This window comes from Cupriavidus sp. HMR-1 (genome assembly GCF_000319775.1).
Classification (GTDB): domain Bacteria; phylum Pseudomonadota; class Gammaproteobacteria; order Burkholderiales; family Burkholderiaceae; genus Cupriavidus; species Cupriavidus metallidurans.
Map to the genome: position 1 here is coordinate 60,394 of NZ_ANKP01000277.1, position 17,895 is coordinate 78,288.

General features: G+C 61.2%; 15 protein-coding genes and 1 pseudogene. 8 read left to right on the forward strand and 8 right to left on the reverse strand.

The features are described from left to right. Positions 1-3: 3 nt before the first annotated feature. Positions 4-966, forward strand: coding sequence for a tripartite tricarboxylate transporter substrate binding protein (locus tag D769_RS29795; RefSeq protein WP_008652359.1), 963 nt, complete (start codon positions 4-6; stop codon positions 964-966). 231 nt (positions 967-1,197) lie between these two features. After that, a pseudogene (locus D769_RS32865) lies at positions 1,198-1,362 on the forward strand (AraC family transcriptional regulator); the annotation flags it as partial. Positions 1,363-1,396: 34 nt separating this feature from the next. Here D769_RS32865 and mqo read toward each other — a convergent pair. From mqo to D769_RS29810, 3 genes are all read right to left on the reverse strand, one after another. Then, positions 1,397-3,112 (reverse strand): malate dehydrogenase (quinone), encoded by a 1,716-nt coding sequence (gene mqo, locus D769_RS29800; RefSeq protein ID WP_008652360.1) that lies wholly within the window; start codon positions 3,110-3,112, stop codon positions 1,397-1,399. A gap of 270 nt (positions 3,113-3,382) precedes the next feature. Further along, positions 3,383-4,684 (reverse strand): ATP-binding protein, encoded by a 1,302-nt coding sequence (locus D769_RS29805; protein WP_008652361.1) that lies wholly within the window; start codon positions 4,682-4,684, stop codon positions 3,383-3,385. 1 nt (position 4,685) lies between these two features. Beyond that, positions 4,686-5,408, reverse strand: coding sequence for a response regulator (locus D769_RS29810; RefSeq protein WP_008652362.1), 723 nt, complete (start codon positions 5,406-5,408; stop codon positions 4,686-4,688). Positions 5,409-5,622: 214 nt separating this feature from the next. On the opposite strand from D769_RS29810, the gene D769_RS29815 reads away from it, so the two are divergent. The 3 genes from D769_RS29815 (at position 5,623) to D769_RS29820 (ending at position 7,733) form a co-directional block, all read left to right on the forward strand. After that, positions 5,623-6,354: a MipA/OmpV family protein gene (locus tag D769_RS29815; protein WP_040011345.1), complete on the forward strand. Its 732-nt coding sequence runs from the start codon at positions 5,623-5,625 to the stop codon at positions 6,352-6,354. Between the two features lie 145 nt (positions 6,355-6,499). Continuing rightward, positions 6,500-6,715 carry a DUF6726 family protein gene (locus D769_RS33015; protein WP_085959101.1) on the forward strand — a complete coding sequence of 72 codons (216 nt, stop codon included), beginning with the start codon at positions 6,500-6,502 and terminating at the stop codon, positions 6,713-6,715. 220 nt (positions 6,716-6,935) lie between these two features. Further along, positions 6,936-7,733, forward strand: coding sequence for an alpha/beta fold hydrolase (locus tag D769_RS29820; protein WP_008652364.1), 798 nt, complete (start codon positions 6,936-6,938; stop codon positions 7,731-7,733). A gap of 660 nt (positions 7,734-8,393) precedes the next feature. Here the strand turns inward: D769_RS29820 and D769_RS29825 are convergent. Next, positions 8,394-10,043: a rhodanese-like domain-containing protein gene (locus D769_RS29825; RefSeq protein WP_008652369.1), complete on the reverse strand. Its 1,650-nt coding sequence runs from the start codon at positions 10,041-10,043 to the stop codon at positions 8,394-8,396. A 63-nt stretch (positions 10,044-10,106) separates the two neighbouring features. Continuing rightward, a complete protein-coding gene (locus D769_RS29830) occupies positions 10,107-11,057 on the reverse strand; it encodes a tripartite tricarboxylate transporter substrate binding protein (RefSeq protein ID WP_008652370.1) in 951 nt (316 codons plus the stop codon). Positions 11,058-11,404: 347 nt separating this feature from the next. Between D769_RS29830 and D769_RS29835 the strand changes: the two genes are divergently transcribed. From D769_RS29835 to D769_RS29845, 3 genes are all read left to right on the forward strand, one after another. After that, the gene (locus D769_RS29835) at positions 11,405-12,361 is read left to right on the forward strand and encodes a fatty acid desaturase (RefSeq protein WP_008652371.1); all 957 of its coding nucleotides are present in this window, start codon (positions 11,405-11,407) and stop codon (positions 12,359-12,361) included. A 120-nt stretch (positions 12,362-12,481) separates the two neighbouring features. Further along, positions 12,482-14,131: an FAD-binding protein gene (locus tag D769_RS29840; protein WP_008652372.1), complete on the forward strand. Its 1,650-nt coding sequence runs from the start codon at positions 12,482-12,484 to the stop codon at positions 14,129-14,131. Next, complete coding sequence (locus D769_RS29845; RefSeq protein ID WP_008652374.1) at positions 14,128-14,463, forward strand: ferredoxin family protein; 336 nt, start codon at positions 14,128-14,130, stop codon at positions 14,461-14,463. Before D769_RS29840 ends, D769_RS29845 begins: the two co-directional genes overlap by 4 nt. A gap of 85 nt (positions 14,464-14,548) precedes the next feature. On the opposite strand, the gene D769_RS29850 is transcribed toward D769_RS29845, so the two are convergent. Genes D769_RS29850 through D769_RS29860 form a run of 3 tightly spaced genes read right to left on the reverse strand, consistent with a single transcriptional unit; the run spans position 14,549 to position 17,889 of the window. Then, entirely contained in the window at positions 14,549-16,222 is a 1,674-nt protein-coding gene (locus tag D769_RS29850; protein ID WP_008652375.1) for an amidohydrolase, read from the reverse strand. Between the two features lie 3 nt (positions 16,223-16,225). Beyond that, complete coding sequence (locus tag D769_RS29855; protein WP_008652376.1) at positions 16,226-17,122, reverse strand: ABC transporter permease; 897 nt, start codon at positions 17,120-17,122, stop codon at positions 16,226-16,228. Beyond that, on the reverse strand, positions 17,119-17,889 hold the full coding sequence (locus D769_RS29860; protein WP_008652377.1) for an ABC transporter ATP-binding protein: 771 nt from the start codon (positions 17,887-17,889) through the stop codon (positions 17,119-17,121). Before D769_RS29860 ends, D769_RS29855 begins: the two co-directional genes overlap by 4 nt. Positions 17,890-17,895: the final 6 nt, after the last annotated feature.

Here is a 17,895-nt window from a genome sequence, read left to right on the forward strand (position 1 = left end):
GTTATGTTGAAGTCGAAGTCCTTTGCCTTGTTTATGTCCCTCGCGACACTCTCCCTGGGTGTGCGCGCAGAGACCTATCCCTCGAAGCCAATCACGCTGGTGGTGCCCTTTGCGGCAGGTGGTACGGTGAACATGATGGGGCGGCTGGTTGCCGAGCACATGGGGGAACAGCTAGGTCAGCCAGTTGTCGTCGACAACAAGGCCGGTGCGGGCGGCGCGATTGGCGCCGGATTTGTCGCCAAGGCCACCCCGGATGGATATACGTTGCTGCTGGGCTCGATGGGGCAGGCCGTTCAGCCTCTGCTTACCAAACGGCTACCGTACGATCCCAAGAAGCTGGTTCCCGTTGCGTTGTTCGCAACCGTTTCGAATGTTCTGGCCGTATCCAGCAATGCTCCCGCGAAGAACGTCTCGGAGCTGGTTGGCTACTCGAAGGCTAATCCCGGCAAGTTGAACATGGCGTCCGCTGGAATCGGCTCGATCAATCAACTGATTGGTGAGCTTTTCATGTCCAGAACCGGGGCCAATTTCGTACATGTGCCGTACAAGGGCGCTGGCCCGGCCGGTGTCGATTTGCTCTCGGGGCAGGTACAGCTCATCTTCGCGAACCTGCCCAACGTGCTGCCTTATGCAAGGGCTGGAAAGGTTCGCCTGCTGGCAGTCGCCAGCGAAAAGCGTGACCCCGCCATTCCCGACGTGCCGACCTTTGCGGAAGCCGGTGTAAAGGATGCAGTTGTCGAGTCGTGGTACGGCTTGATGGCGCCTGCCGGTACCAAACCGGAGGTGATCAGGAAGCTGCAAGACACCTTGCTGGTCGTGACCAAAGACAAGCGATTTATTTCGCAGTTGGCAGAGCAAGGCGCACGACCGTACCCCGGCTCCAGTGCGGACATGACCCGACTCATGGAAAAGGAAGGGAAACGTTGGGGTGAGGTGATCGAGCACGCCAGGATCTCCCTGGACTGAATCGCCACTCTACCAAGGCAGACGCTGCCAGCGAAACACTGGGCAGTACTGGCCCTCCCGCGTGGAGGGCCCTTTTTTTGGGTGGATTCCGAAGCAGCCTCTCGCGAACGAAAGAACAACGACGCGGCGACCAGCCATGACGTCTGGTTTCCTCAACGCCTCCCGCGAGAAAAAATACTGACGAGATTCCCGTCAGGTCGCGCAGCAAGAGCTAGCGATTGCCCATGGTGCGTCAAGTCGACGCGTCTGCATCAGGCCCGCCTCTTGATGGTCCGCCAAGGCCTGCGCGCGGACGCAGCCGGCCACGCCGTGGGCAACACGAGTCCTGCGCAGTTCAGCCGAGAGTCCAAGTACCTCTTCGGTTCGACACCAGCGGTGGAGGCAAAGCGGACGCGCGCGCCTGGTGCTGCCCCAGCGCGCGGCGCAGGCCTTACAGGGCCATATCGGGCACCTTCTTCACCACACCCGGGTTCGCCATGGGGGCAGTGGCCGGGACAACGCCGTCCAGGCTTGGCGGAGCAATGGCCAGTTTCAGCGTTTCAGTCGTGGTCGCCCATTCCTTTGCCAGAAGCTGCGGGTTTTCGTTGAGCTTTTTTCCGTAGCTGGGCACGATCTCATGAATCTTTTGCTGCCAGGCCGCCGTTTTCATCTGCTCGGGGAAAACGCGCTCGAGCAACGACAACATGATCGCTGGCGACGTCGAGCCACCCGGCGAAGCGCCCAACAGCGCAGATACTGAACGGTCGCCCGACACCACGACCTCCGTGCCAAGCTTCAGTACGCCGCCCTTCTCCGGATCGTTCTTGATGATCTGCACGCGTTGTCCGGCTTCCCACAGACGCCAGTCCTCGTCCTTCGCCTCGGGCATGTAGCGACGCAGCGCCGCCATCTTTTCTTCGCGGGACAGCGCCAATTGCTGCGCAAGATACTTCACGAGCGCAAATTCGTGAGCGCCGACTTGCAACTGAGGAATGACGTTCGACGGCGTCGTCGCCTTGGCCAGGTCGAAATACGAACCGTTCTTGAGGAACTTGCTGGACCACGTGGCAAACGGCCCGAAAAGGATCACCTTCTTGCCATCGAGCACGCGGGTATCCAGGTGCGGCACCGACATCGGAGGCGAACCGGTATCCGCAAGACCGTAGACCTTTGCCAGATGGCGCGACGCGATCTCAGGCTTGTCAGTGACCAGGAACTCGCCGCCAACCGGGAAGCCACCATACTGCTTCGCCTCGGGAATGCCGGACAGTTGGAGCAGCGGCAATGCAGCGCCACCCGCGCCAATGAACACGTTTCGCGCATCCACCGTCTGGATCTGGGAGCCGTCCTTCGTGTCGAACGCGGACACGCGCCAGGTGCCGTCCTCATTCCGTGTAATCGAACGCACTTCATACCCGGTGGTGACTTTCACTCCCGAATTGCCGGACAGGTGCTTGTAGAACTGACGCGTGATTTCGCCCAGATTCACGTCCGTGCCCAGCGGCGAACGCGTGGCGGTGACCACCTCATCGGGCTTGCGGCCTTCCATCATGACCGGAATCCACTCGGCAATCTTTGCCGGTTCGGTCGTCATTTCCATGCCGGCGAACAGAGGCGAAGCCTTGAGTGCCTCGACGCGCTTGCGAATGAACTCCCGATTCTCCTGTCCGAAGACAAGATTCATGTGCGGCGTCGAGTTGATGAACTCACGCGGATTGCCCAGAACACCCTTGCGCACCTGATGCGCCCAGAACTGGCGGGAAATCTGGAAATTCTCGTTGATGTTGATGGCCTGGGTGATATGGACGTTGCCCTTATCATCCATCGGCGTGTAGTTCAGCTCGCAAAGCGCCGAGTGTCCGGTACCGGCGTTGTTCCAGCCGTTCGAGCTTTCTTCCGCGACTTTATCCAGACGCTCGAAAACCTCACACGTCCAGTTCGGCTCCAACTCCTTCAGATAGACGCCGAGCGTCGCACTCATGATGCCGCCGCCAATCAGCAGCACATCGACCTTGCGATCCGCCTTCGCGGCTCGGTACTGGCTGCCGAAAAAGTACGAGTATCCGCCCCATGCGGCTGCGGCACCGACGGCGGCTGCAAGGAATTTACGACGGGTGAAAGGCTTGCCGCCGCGGCGAGCCACGGTCTTGTTGTCCGTTTGAGTCATGGGAGTCACTTCAAATATGCGTGCAGCGTCGACAGACTGACCAAGCCGGACCTTGCCAACGTGGATTCAGACTGGGGGGCGCTGTCTTGTCAGTGCACGGCGAGTCGGAAGCGATTCCACATGCCGAGCGATACGAAAGCGCGGATTGTAACGCACGCCGAGTAAAGCGCTAGGTGAAAACCCTAATTCGGAAATGAAGACGGATGATTTTCTGAGTAGTTTGAGTCACATACCGGCGAAAGCCCAACATCCGCAGGCTCTTGTCTAGCGTTACGCGACCGTGGCTTCATCCGGCATGGGCGGCAATGTCATCATGAAGCGTGCTCCACCCCATGACCCGCTGTCGAGGCGCACATCGCCACCATGAATGAGCGCCACGCGGCGCACGATCGCAAGCCCGAGGCCAAAACCGCCCGTATGGCGGTCGCGGCTCGAGTCCAGCCGGTGAAACGGTTCGAAGACACGCACACGATCCGCAGCAGGAATGCCAGGGCCATCGTCCTCGACCGTCAACACCAGAGAACCACCGGCGCCTGATGATGCACGCAGCGAGATTGAGCGGTGCGCGTAGCGCGTGCTGTTGCGAATCAGATTCAGTAGTGCCCGCGCCACCAGTTTTGGATCGCAGACATGATACGTAGGGGCACCGGCCACAGTCACGGCGAGCGTAAGCGTGTGGTCGGCAACGTCGTGCGAGACGCTCGCGGCAACGCTGTCGAGTAGCTCGCTGACTGAAACCTTGACCAGCGCCAAGTGCCGCTCGCCCTGCTCGAGGCTACTCAACGTCAGCAGTTCAGTGACAAGATCGTCAAGCTCGCGCACGTCTGCCCGCAGCGCCTGTTGCCGCTTTCGCTCGCCAGCGTCCGGAGACTGCAGCAGCGCGAGGCCGAATTCGAGCCGCGCGAGAGGCGTTTTCAGTTCGTGCGAAATGCCATGCATCATGTCGCGCTGATGCTGGATCGATGCTTCGATCCGCCGGGCCATTTCATTGAACTGTTGCGACAGTGCGTAGATATTCGATTTCCTCGACAGCCTTGCACGCGTGGAGAGACTTCCCGCGCCAAAGGCACGTGCAGCAGCCTCAAGTTTGCGCAGGTCACGCCAATGGTAGTGGACCCAAAGCAGAACAGACATCAGGGTCGCGAAAGCGATCACCGCGTAAGCGAAGACCTGGATGCTGAGGTTCACGGCATCGTCGGGGTGGGCGTGGATGATCGTGCCGTCGGGAAGAGGCAGATAGTATTCCTTGGTATTGCGGCTAAGCACCAGCTTGCCGGCGCGCAGGTCCGCCAGTTGTGCCTCACCCACCAATGGGATGACGTCACGCATCGTCATGACGCTGAAGCCTTCGCTGCCATGTGCCAGCAGTGTCGCAATCGCAGCTTCGCGCTCGGCACCGGAATGACGCTGCAGATAGTCCGCCAGCACAAAGGCATAGGTTCTCTCGCTGTCGCGCACGTTCTCGGTGACGCGACCGTGAAACAGTTGGGGGAACGAATGATTGACCAGCGTGATGGCAACGCCACCGCCCAGCAGCACAAACAGATACAGCTTGACCAGCGAACGAAGCACGTCATTCCTCCCAGGCAGATGGGCTGAACAGGTACCCGCGCCCCCAGATTGTCTTGATCTTCTGTGGTTCCTGCGATGCATCCTCGAAACGGCGGCGCAGCCGTGAGATACCGGAATCGACTGTACGATCGATTCCATCAAACTCGATGCCGCGTAACTGTTTCAGGATGTCGTCTCGACTCAGCACGGTCCCGGCAGCACGCGCGAGGATCAGCAGCAGGTTGTACTCAGCGGTCTTGAGGTCTACGACCTGGCCACGCCAGGTGACAGTACGGTTGGGCGGCGAGATCGACAGTTCGCCGAACACAAGCGTTTCGCCTGCATCCGCCGCAACCGCGCTTTCGCGTGTCGCACGCCGCAGCAGCGCCCGGGCTCGCGCAACCAGTACGCGCGGCTCGATTGGCTTGACCACGTAATCGTCCGCACCTATCTCGAGGCCGGCAATCTGGTCGAACACGTCAACCCGCGCGGTCAGGATCAGGACCGGTACACGCGAAAAGCTGCGGATTCGCCTGCACACTTCCATGCCGTCCATGTGCGGCAACATCAGATCAAGAATCACGAGAGCCGGGTCGCGTTCACGGACCGCGGCGACGGCAAGGTCACCGCGCCGAACAATTGTCACCGTGAATTCGTAGCCGCCGAGGTATTCGGCGATCAGCTCAGCAAGACGGTTGTCATCCTCGACCAGCACTACCGTCTGCTTGAGCGGTATCTCGTTCATCGTTTTCTCCCCGCTAATCGGCGAATTTTATCTGAACCGATGTGCGAAAAGTGCGCGCTGGACACTCGCGCAAACTTGAACACAATTGCGCACAATTGCCCGGACTTTCAAGACAGACATGCGCCCATGCCGTATCTAGACTTCGGCACTTCTTTCCCGAAAAGACGTAACTGTGCGCAATCCTCTTCTTTGTTGCTGGGCCCCGGTTCTTGCCGTGTGCTGTGTCTCGGTCGCTCATGCAGAAAACCTCTATCTCCTCTCGCTTGCCACCGGCGTGGCGCCAAGATATGAAGGCAGCCGCGACTATAGGCCGGTGGTCGGGCCCGTACTCGCAGCGCAATTTGGCAATGGCTTCTTCATCAGTTCTGCCGACGGCGCAGGGTATCGCAAGCAGTTTTCCAACGGCCTGTTCGTATCGGCAGCCCTTGGCTATGCCATGGGCCGTACCGACGAGAACCGCTTCAATGGGCCAGGCTCGGACTATCTGAAGGGGATGGGCAACATCCCTGGGTCACTGCTCGTGTCGGTGCAGGCGGGCGTGCGCTTGTTCGGCAGTTCGACATTCAGCGTGACGCTCGACCAGCCGGTCACGCATACGACACGAGGCATCAGCGGTCACGTCGATCTGACGATGCCGATCGTACATGCTGGGAACGACAACATCAGCGTAACCGGAACCCTGCATGCGGGCAGTGGCCGATACACACAGACGTTCTTCGGCGTGACCGCCGCGCAAGCGGCAAGAAGTCGCTTCCAGCCGTACTCGGCCAAGGGCGGCTTCGACCAGGCAACGATGTCCGTTGCATGGACCCATATGTTCTCGCCGCGCTGGTCGTTGAACACAACCGTTGGCATGGAACGCCTGATCGGTTCATCGAGAGACAGTCCAATCGTACAAAAACAAGCCAATTGGTTCGGGCTGACGTCCATCACCTATCGGTACTGACCAGCGTGCCATATCGCTCTCGTTCCTTCGGGGCACGAGCTCTTTCAAAGAGTCTGGCTCTCCATCGTCGCCCTGTGTACTCACAGGCTCGCTTGGGGTATCACGCGCGGCAATCGAGCCGACGCACGGAAACAGAAAGGCAAACATGAATCAACAACATGAGTTGAACAGACGTGAAAAAGTTCGGTGCGCGCATTGGATCAAATGGTTCGCGCTTGGCACCGCATGCGTTGCGCTGAGTGGGTGCGGGGTAGCGGCTGCTCCGTGTCGCATCGTTTCGGCTGGCCTGAAGGCAGTGCCTCTCGTCGGTCACTTCGCCGCTCTGCCGACCGACGCCTGCGGTGCGGTCGTCGATCCCTGATGCTGTTGCTATCGCGATGGATCGGAAGACTTCCGTTTCAATGGAAGTGCCTGATTGTTGTGTCGAGGGATGCAAGACGTAAGTTCCTTTCGAGATCCCATGTTTTCGGTGATTACGTGATGGCGCTATGTATCGAGACCTTTAGATGGTCGGTCGCAATTTTCGTGCTGCCTTCGTCGCTGCGGTCCGGCGGCGCCAGCCGTCAGCGGAGCGATAAGCGATGACGGCACGCGTCGGCGCCTTGCTGATTCACGGCCTGGGCGGCACCCAACACGATTTCGGCTTGATGCATCGGCAATTGAAACGCTGCGGCATCGAAACCTATTCGCTCACCCTACCGGGTCACGGCACCACGCCAGACGCGCTGTCTTCAGTGCGCGCCGAGGATTGGCTCGACGCAGTAACGGCCAAATACCGCGAAGTCATCGATCAGCACGAGGTCGTGCACGTGATAGGCATATCCATGGGCTCGCTCCTGGCGGCAACCTTGTGTGCGCTGGAGCGACATGAGAAAGGCCGTCTCATCATGCTTTCTCCGCCTATCTATATCGACGGATGGAGCACCCCATGGTGGCGTGCCGCGCGTCACCTTGCCTATCGCCTGCCGCTTCTGCGTACGAAGATGAAGATCGAAGAGAGCGAACCATTTGGCATCAAGAACTCTCGCCTGCGCAACATCATGAAGACGAAGTTCGCGCGCGGCAACCACTTCCACTATAGATGGGTGCCGCTCGCAGGTATCCGCGAATTGGACCGGCTGCGCCGCAAAGTCATACGAAGCATGCCGCGCCTCGCTTGTGCAACGCTCGTCGTGCATGCACGGGAGGACGAACTGACCAGTCTGAGATCCGCCGATTTCATTGCGCGCACGGCGCCCGATGCGCGCGTGGTTGTGCTCGAAAACAGCTATCACATGATCTGTGTCGATAACGATCGCGAGCAGGTTGTCAGCAGCGTTCTGGATTTTCTCGATGCCGCGGCTCAGGAGATCGACGCCGCAGTAGGAGTACACCCGTGAACGCCGCAAACAGCCGAACCATTCCTCGGCGGATCATGAATGGCACGTGTGATGAAGACGTGCTCGCGCAGTTACAGGCGCAGCAGGAAGAATAATCAACATTGACATGAACAACCCCTCCGCTGATGGCGCAGTTAAGTTGATCCTCCAGATCGAGGGCCTATGCGTACTTTTCTTTCCATACTCGCTTACGGGAAGCTTGGAATCGGATGGAAATTCTTCTTTCTGCTATTCCTCGTTCCGGATGTATCAATGATCGTTTATTTGCTAAATTCAAAACGCGGACACTTGATCTACAACGTCGCTCACTCGTACTCGTTTCCGCTGCTTCTTCTTGGAACTGGCATTTATTTCAATGCTCCAGCATGGTTGGCAACGGGTCTTATCTGGACTGCGCATATCGGATTCGACCGAATGTTGGGTTACGGCCTCAAGTACTCATCAGGATTTCGTTTTACGCATTTGGGCGTCATTGGTCGCCGCGGCGCGGCATTCCGACGTCGACGTGGTCGTCCATAACGCGGGCGGCGCGGTAATCGCCGCCATGGAAGAAACGAGTGAAGCCGATGTCATACTCAGCTTCACGCCGATGGCAAGTACGAACTCCAATCTTCGGTGCCTGGAAGCGGCCCACCCTTTCTGCCTTGGCCCGTTTCCGCCCTAGTCAAAGAACCGGAACCGCACGGCGGGATCTTGCGTCACGCGCGGCGCGAGATTGCGCTCCCAGTGGAGGTAGTGCTCCCATGCGGGAATGCGCTGGGACTCGGGCACGCGCATGATGGAACCCCAGTCATCCAGGAAAGGCGTGAGCAACCGATCATCTTCCGCCCCCGTTTCAAGTGTCTGGCCGGCGGCACGCCAGGCATCCGTGCCCCCTTGCAGCCATTGCAGCGCGTTCTCCGCCGTGGCGCTGCCATAGACATTGCGCGCGGCATCCAGCAAATCTCGCGCGGCGAGCAAGGCCTGCCTGCCGTCGGGCGATGTCAGCACCAACCGCTGCCCGTTGGCCACCGCATCGGCCAATGCCGCGCCAAGCGCACGCTGCTCCGAAGCGGTCGCATAGGAAGCGCCGGGAACATGCCCGCGCAGGTAGTCGATGCTCGGCCCCACGTCCACGACACGTGCGCCGGCGTGCGCGATATGGTGCAAGAGCTGTGCGGCGCTAACTGGCTGAGGTTGCGCCGAAGACGCCAGCAACCGCATTGGCGGTTCGAGCACCGCTTCGAAGTTCGCCAAGTCGTGGTCGGGCCGCGCATCGAGGATGTAGACCTGCGCCTCGCCCAACTGCAGCAGCCAGAACGCGGTGATTGCCGATCGCAGGCGATGCGGCGCGTCCACCAGCACCACGCTGGCGTTGCGTACCGCCACCAGGTTCTCGAAGTGCATCAGCAACTGGCCGCCAGACACCGCCACCACACCGGGTCGTGACTTGGCGCCAGGCCGCAGATCGAAGCATTGCACGTTCCGCGTGGCCTCACCACGCCACCGCTGTACGGTGGCGGCATCCACCACGGGCAAGGCGTATCGCGCGATCAGCGCATTCGCGCGCGCCATGGCATCCGCCTCAATCAGGGGAGGCAGCACGTCGTCCGGCTCTGGCGCCTGCCGCACGTCGTCTTCACCCTGAACCACCCAAGCCATGACACCATCCCCCACCCATGCCACCGGCACATGCTGACCATGTACCACGCGCGTTGTCGCCGCGCCAATCACACCGCGCGTCCGACTGAAGCAGTGCACTGCCCACAAGTGATCCGGTTCACGCTGCGGCAAATCTCGCAGCGGCCATTCCGTGCCGGGGTAGTTCAGCGCGCCTGGCAACGTGCTGAATTGATGCTCAGCCAGCGTGCGTACGTCCACCACGGTTGTCGGCTGCCCCTGATCCAGGCGCCTGGCCAACGCCTCTGGCGACAGTTCATCCACGCGGTAGTGCTTGCGGACTTCCTCGCCGAACGCCTTGACCAATGCGTTGTAGCCATCGATCAAGACGCCGCCACTCGCCGCCCATGCGGAAAGCCCACCTTCGAGTTCATGGATCTCCTGGTATCCCAACCGCCGCAGGACAGCCGCAGCACGCGCGACCTGTTCGGACGCGGCACCCGCACGCGGATCCGCGCTGGCCAGGACGACAGGTACGTCCCGCCGCGTCAGGATCTGCGGCGCTTCGAGCTCCAGCAGCGACAACGGCAGGTGCCGCGACGCGACGATGTGACCCGCCGCGAAATAGCGCCCTTCGGAGACGTCGAGCAACGCCAGCTCGCTTCCCTCCTCAAGCCACGCCTTCAGACGTGGCGGCGAAATGCTTGCCATCGAAACAACTCCCTTGGATATCGTTGCTTATCTCAATGCGATAGATGCAGCAAGACATCCAACTCAGTTTGGCTCGATGCCCACACGCTTGACCTCTTCAATCCACTGGACGGCTTCCTGCCGCGCGAATCTGCCGAGCTCCTCCGGACGACCGCCTACCGTTGTTGCCCCGATATCGGTGTAGCGCTTCTTGAACCCAGGCGCTTGAACGATGTTGTTCAGTTCGCGCGACAGTTGCTGGATGATCTGCGGGGGCGTTCCACTGCGGGCAACGATGGCGTACCAGGACGTCACTTCGAAATTCTGCAAACCAAGCTCCTTCAGTGTCGGCACGTTGGGCAACCATGACACGCGGCTCTTGTAGGCGACTGCCAGGGGCTTCAACTTGCCGCCCTGGATATAGGGCAGCGCAGTGGCCATCTCCGTGAACATGAACTGGATCTGTCCGCCCATCAGATCGTTGAGAGCCGGCACGGAACCTTGATACGGAATGGAGGTGAAGTTCGCGCCAGTCTCTGTCTTGAGCTTCTCGCCCGCCAGATGCGCATAGGAGCCGATGCTTGCCCCGAAATTGACCTTATTCGGGTGCGCACGCGAGTAGTCGATCAGTTCCCGCACCGAGTTCACCGGAAAGTTCGGGTTCACCACCAGCACCTGCGGGGTTAGCACCAGCAGGGAAACCGGGGTGAAGTCGCGATCCAGATCGTAGGACAGATGCTTGAACAACGCCGGCTGTACCGTCAGGTTGGAAGCGGGTGCCAGCAACAGCGTGTAGCCGTCCGCGGGCTGTCGTGCCACCCACTCAAAACCGATATTGCCTGCCGCGCCCGGGCGATTCTCCACCACGATCGTCTGCGACAGGCGCTTGCCTAGCTCATCGGACGCATCGCGGGCCACCTTGTCGGCAATGCCGCCTGCGGGATACGGCACGATCATCCGAATCGGCTTGCTGGGATAGGCATCCGTGGGCGCGGCATCCGCCCCTGGCAACCACGTTGCAAGGCACACCAGCATGCCGAATATGACCCCGTTAAACCCGATTCTTCTGCGCTGCTGATGTGAGTGCTTCATTGGAATTTTCGCTAGACGTGATGCAAACAGACATCTATTGGATGCCGAAGCGAATACCCAAGGGAACGAAGAAATTCGTGTATTCACATATCCGAATCTTCGTTGCGACGGCGCGGCCCAGCCTCCTACGATGGCAACTATTTCTCCAGACACCGACCGCGCCCTGCCCTCGTCCGTTACATGGTGAGCGTTGGCGTGATACGAACTTGCCCATCATGTCCCTTGTCACGCCCGCGAGCACTGGCCCAGCCACCAAGACCATCGAAAGCGCGCCGACAGGAAAGGCCCGAGTGCCGGCGACCGACTCCAGCACATCGCCGGCCCACTCGACGCGGCTACCCGCGCCGGAACGCTCGTCGCATGCCTGGGATCGCTATGAACTTCCCACCATTGCACTGGCCGCCGTACTTTATGCCGCGTGGGCCGCGCTGGTCTGGTGGCACGCAAGCATCCCCGGGCCGCTGCTGTTCCTGGCGGGCGGCTATGTCGCGCAGCTCCATTTTTCCCTGCAGCACGAATCCATTCACGCCATGCGGCACCTGCCGATCTGGTTGCGTACTGCCGTAGTCTGGCCACCCATCAACCTCTGGTTGCCGTATCCGTTCTACAACAAGGGACACAGCACGCACCACGTCAACGCCCATCTCACCCATCCCCAGAAAGACACGGAAACCGCGTACCACAGCCCCACTCAATGGCAGGCAATGAGCGCCACATGGCGCGCGATCTATCGCGCCAATCAGATCCTGCCGGTGCGTTTGATATGCGGCCCCGGCCTGCGTCTGGTACGGCTCGCGCGCAATGAGTATCGGTGCCTGATGGCAGGCGATTTCAGTCGTCTGAAGATCTGGGCGATACATGCGTTGTCCGCGACGCCCGTGCTGTACTTCGCGCTGGCGCTGGCCGGCATGCGCTGGTGGGAGTACCTGCTGTACTTCGTCTATCCGGGCATGATGCTCGGTCAGCTCCGGACGTTCACCGAGCATCGCTGGGGTGAACGTCCAGTGGAACGTACGGCTATCGTGGAATCCAACAGCATTGGTGGTCTGCTTTACCTCTACAACAACCTCCACTACGTGCATCACCTGTTTCCCACACTGCCCTGGTATCACATCCCCCGTTACTTCCGCGCGCATCGCGCCGCAGTACTACACGGCAATGGCGGCTTCTACTACCGTGGCTATACCGAGATAGCGAGGCGCTTCTGGCGCACCTCAGTCTTCGACCCGGTCCATCCGCGCTGGTAGGCAACGTCGGACAGACGTCGTGCGCCAGTTTGCGCACTAACTAATGCCAAAAGCTTCATTCCCATGTCGGGATGTGTTGCCTAGCATTGCTGGTTGCTGCATGAAACCTTGGAGTGACAAATGAATCAGGTCGGGCGCACGAAATCCTCGTCATCCACAGATACCGAGTTGGAAGCTGATGTCCTGGTGATAGGCGGCGGTCCCGCAGGTACGTGGGCTGCGCTGGAGGCCGTACGCAACGGCGCAACAAACGTCGTGCTGGCGGAGAAGGGATACTGCGGTTCTTCCGGCGCGACGGCGGCGGCAGGAACCACGGTGTGGTACATCTCGCCGGACGAAGGCAAACGCGAGACCGCTATGGACAGCCGCTACGACATGGGTGGTCGGCTGGCGGACTATCGTTGGATGGAACGCGTGCTGGACCGCACGTGGCATGGCATGAATGAGTTGGCCGATCACGGGTATCCGTTCCCCGTCGATGCGGCGGGCCGCTCACAGCGCGTGTCATTGCAGGGGCCCGAGTATATGCGGCTGATGCGCAAACGCGTGGTGCAGGCGGGCGTGAAGATTCTGGACCAAAGCCCCGCGCTGGAACTGCTGCAGGCTGACGATGGCAGCGCGGCTGGCGCGCGCGGTGTTCACCGTCAGAACGGCTCACAATGGCGAGTCAGGTCCAAAGCGGTCGTCATCGCCACCGGTGGCTGCGCGTTCCTGAGTCGTGCGCTCGGCTGCAATGTCCTTACTGGTGACGGATTGCTGATGAGTGCGGAAGTGGGTGCCGACATGTCTGGCATGGAGTTCTCCAATGCCTATGCCATCGCGCCCGAGAGCGGCTCGGTTACCAAGACCATGTTCTACAACTGGGCCTCTTTCACCGATGAAGCTGGCGAGGTGATTCCCGGCGCCGCATCCAAAGGGGGGCGCAGCGTGATCGCGCGCGAGCTAAATCGGCAGAAGGTCTACGCCCGGCTGGACAAGGCCGATGAGGCGACACGCCTGGCCATGCGCGCCTCGCAGCCCAACTTCTTCCTGCCGTTCGACCGTCAGGGCATCGATCCTTTCACGCAACGCTTTTCCGTCACGCTGCGTCTCGAAGGCACGGTACGCGGAACCGGCGGGTTGCGTATCACCAGCGAAGACTGCGCCACCAGCGTGTCCGGCCTGTATGCCGCCGGAGATGCCGCCACACGCGAGCCCATCTGCGGCGGATTTACCGGAGGCGGCAGCCACAATGCAGCCTGGGCCATTTCCTCTGGCTCATGGGCCGGCCAAGGGGCGGCGAGGTTTGCACTCCAGCGCGGCACCAACCAGCGCGCGGCGCGGGGCGCCGGAGTCGCGGCCATTTCCGGTGCCGGCCGCCAGGCCATCAATCCTGCCGCGCTCACCCAAGCCGTGCAAGACGAAGTATTCCCATTCGACCGCAATTACTTTCGCCACGCCGACGTGCTTGCACCTTCTCTCGGTCGTCTGGATGACGCGTGGCTCGGCGTGCGCGAGTCCGCGCCTGCGGCGGTGGAGCAGATGCTTGCCGCGCGCGAGGCAGCGGCCATGCTTGCCACTGCGCGCTGGATGTACGCCAGCGCCCTCGCCCGCAAGGAATCACGCGGCATGCATAAGCGTTACGACCACTTGCAGCTGGATTCCACGCAGCACCACCATATCGTCAGCGGGGGATTGGACCAGGTCTGGGCCCGTCCGTTGGCCTATGACACACAAGGTAGTCCGCGATCGGCGCAGGCCAGTGCCAAGCAGGAAGGTATTGCCGCATGATCGAACTCATTAGCGAAAGCCGCTGCACTGGCTGCAACATCTGCGTCCGCGTCTGCCCGGTCAACGTGTTCGATGCCGTGCCTCAGGCCGCACCGACCATTGCCCGACAGGCCGACTGCCAGACCTGCTTCATGTGCGAGGCCTGGTGCCCGGAGGATGCCATGTTCGTCTCTCCCAACGCCGAGGCTTCGACCGGCGTGAGCGAGCAATCGCTAGTGCGCGAGGAACTGCTGGGGAGCTACCGCAAGAACATTGGCTGGAATCGCGGATTTCCGGAGAAGCGGGGCGTAGACGACTCATATCAGCTCCTCAGTATGCCGGGTGCCCGCTGAGCGAGGGAGTCGCTCGCAGTCTGCGACGGCTACCCTGTCGCCGGACCAGGGACTGGCAAGGGCCAGTCCCGTTCCCTGGCTTCACTCAAGCCGCTTCGGCTTCATGCACCACCCGGCCTCCCACGATGGTGAGCGTGCTGTGCAATGTCTTCCATTCTTCGGGCTCCTGCGAAAACGGGTCATCCGACAGCACTGCCAGATCGGCCGCGTAGCCGGGATAGAGCGGCCCCTTCCAGTCTTCGTCGAACGTCAGCCGCGCACCTGCCACCGTGAACGCAGCCAGGCCCTGTTGCAGAGACAGCGCCTGCCCGGGCCCGATGGTACGGCCACTGACGCGCTCCTGCCTGCGTGCCGCCACCCAGAGAGTGAAAAACGGCTGATAAGGGATGTTGTCGGTCGCAAGGGAGTACGGCAGCCCCAGCTCCTCGAACGTAGCATGTGGCACTACGGCGTTTCCACCGTCAGTCTCGTCGAGATAGGCGCTGCCACCTTTCCAGAGGCAATACGTCGGAATAGTGGTGGCCAGAATGCCAAGCGACTTCAGCGCCAGCAAGTCCTCGCGACGCGCACGGGCAATATGCTGCATCACCCATCGGCGCCCGTTCAGCGGAAATCTTGCGTCCACTTCGCGAAGCACCGGAACGATCTCATGCAGACGATCGCCCACAATGGTGTTGACTCGCAGATCATGCTCGGCCGCGAGGAAGCACAGGGCCCGATAGTCTGCCGGCGTCACGGCCTGCTCGACGAAGCCCGACCATCCGGTGTTCGGCAAGTCCTGCCGCGCGCAACAGGCCACGGCGGCGTCACCTCCATAGGCCAGATGGACGCCGCTCACGCGCAACCACGGGTCACCAAGACCTCGCCCACGGGCCGCTGCCAGCCAATCCCGCATCGCACGTGCCGCCTCAGTCAGATTGTCCCACGTTGGGCTCACCACCAGGCTGGTGCGCATGGTCAACTCCCCCTCCTCCCACAACCGGCGATACACGGAGATTGTCTCAGGCGCCGAGCCATGGCCTTCGTAGATGCTGGTGACGCCCTGCGCATGATAAAGGCGCTGTGAGATACGTAGCCCTTGAATCCGCTCGGCAAAGCTGAATCGGGGCACATCCGGAAGCAAGTCAAACTCAATCGTCGGGCGATTATTGTGTTCGACGATCTCACCGTTCAGTTGCCCCTGTGCGTCCAGCCCGATCTCCACGCCGGCGCAGCGTGACTGACTGGCAGGCGTGAGTCCATTCCTCCGCAGCGCCAGACTGTTGAGTGCCGCGCGTCCCGGCGGCTTGCCCCAGTTGCCGAAGTGCGCCGGAATGTAGACCGGATGATCCGGCGCAGCTTCGTCGAGCTCCTCGCGCGTGGGCATGCGCGCCTCCCGCAACTGTGCGGGCCCGCCGAAGTAGTAAGGCGGCGTGCCCACCGGCATGGTGACGATGTACTGCCCTTTCGGCGTCAATCTCGCCCGTTCGCGAACGACGTTCAACACGTCCTCCACGCTGCGGGCCTGTGCAAGCGAAGGGCGAAGCGTCTTCAGCCCTTCTCGCTCCATGTGCGCGTGGGTATCGTTGAAGCCCGGAATGACACACGCACCTTGCAAGTCGCGTACGGCTTCGGCCTGCTGCGCGAGCGCCATGGCAGCGTCATCCAGCGCCACCACGCGACCGTTGCGCAGCGCGATTGCGTGGGCGCGCGGGTGCCGTGCGTCGAATGTATGGATCTGCGCGTTATGCAGGACGAGCAGACCTCGTGTCGCTCCCATGTCCTAGCTGACCGTGTGATACCACGGGAACAGCTTGCGCGTCACCAGAAGGAACAAGCGATCCGCCAGGAAACCGAACACGCCCAGCAGCACCAGTCCGATGAACATGATCTCCACCTGGAAGAGCTGATGTCCCAGCGACATCATGTAGGCAATGCCCTGTGTCGACCCGGAGAGTTCCGCGGCGACCAGTACGACCAGCGACACCGCAAGCGCCTGACGGACGCCGGCCAGAATAAATGGCAAAGCCGCCGGCAGTACGACGAGGAACAGCTGCTGCAACCGCCCCGCCCCCAAGGAAGCTGCCGAACGGAGGTACACCACGTTGGTGTCGCGCACGCCGATGAAGGTGGTAATCCAGATCGGGAAAAACGCTCCCCAGGCAATCAGCGCAACCTTGGGTGCCTCGCCTATGCCGAACCACAGCACTGCCAGCGGGACGACGGCCAGCGACGGCACTGAGCGAAAGCCATGCAGCACTGGTTCACTCACATACTGCAGCAAGGGAATGCGTGCGGTCAGCACACCCACGGAAATGCCCAGCACCAGAGCGATGACAAAGCCTGATATGGCACGCAACAAGCTCATGCCGATGTGCCCGAAGAGTTCACCTGACCGAATCAAGGGGATAGCGGCCTCCAGCACCTTGGACGGCGGCGGAAACAGCGCGGGATTGATCCACTCGAACACATGCGGAATCGCCTCCCATGCCAGGAGAAACAAGGCCACGCCCAGCAGATTCAGCGCGATGCGTCCGCGACGCCGGCTTCGCTCCTGTCGTTCGGAATCCTGCTGGAACCGCTCGGCCAGCGACGCCGTGTCGGCGACGGTGGCTGCCGCGCCACCTTGACGCCTGCCTTCCGCGCCCAGTTCGGGTTGCGCAATACTCGGGAAACTCATCCTGCACGCCTTTCGTAACCTTCCGCCAGCGCCGACTCGATTTCGGCATAGTGCTGCGCGAACTCCAGCGAACCGCGCTGGCGCGGGTACGGCAACTCGATGGCAATATCGGCCCTGACGCTTCCAGGGTGCGCGGCCATGACCACCACTCGCTGCGCGAGGAAGATGGCTTCATCGATGTTGTGGGTAACGAACAGCACCGACACGCCGGTCTCCTGCCAAAGTCGCAGCAAATCATTCTGCAGCGACGCCCGCGTCATCGCGTCCACTGCGGCAAATGGCTCGTCCATCAGCAGCACCTGAGGCTCCACGACCAGAGAGCGCGCCACGGCAATACGCTGGCGCATGCCACCAGACAGTTCATTGGGATAGCGATCCGCCGCATGGGACAGATGTACCCGCTCCAACGCCTGCAGTGCACGCCGCTTGCGCTCCCCGGCATCCACCTTCAACGCACGCAAGCCGAACTCCACGTTCTGGCGCGCGGTCATCCAGGGAAACAGCGCGTACTCCTGGAACACGACGCCGCGCTCAGGGCCCGGCCCCCTCACTGGCTCACCGCGAAAGCGCACCGCGCCAGCGGTCGGCTTCACAAAGCCTGCCAGCAGATGCATCAGCGTGGTCTTGCCACAGCCTGACGGGCCGATCAGGCAAACGAACTCTCCGGCGCGAACGTCCAGCGATACCTCGTTCAACGCCTGTGTCGGCGTGGAATCGCGTACCGCAAAGAACTGCGAGACGCGCTGGAACTGAATAAGCTCACCCATACACGT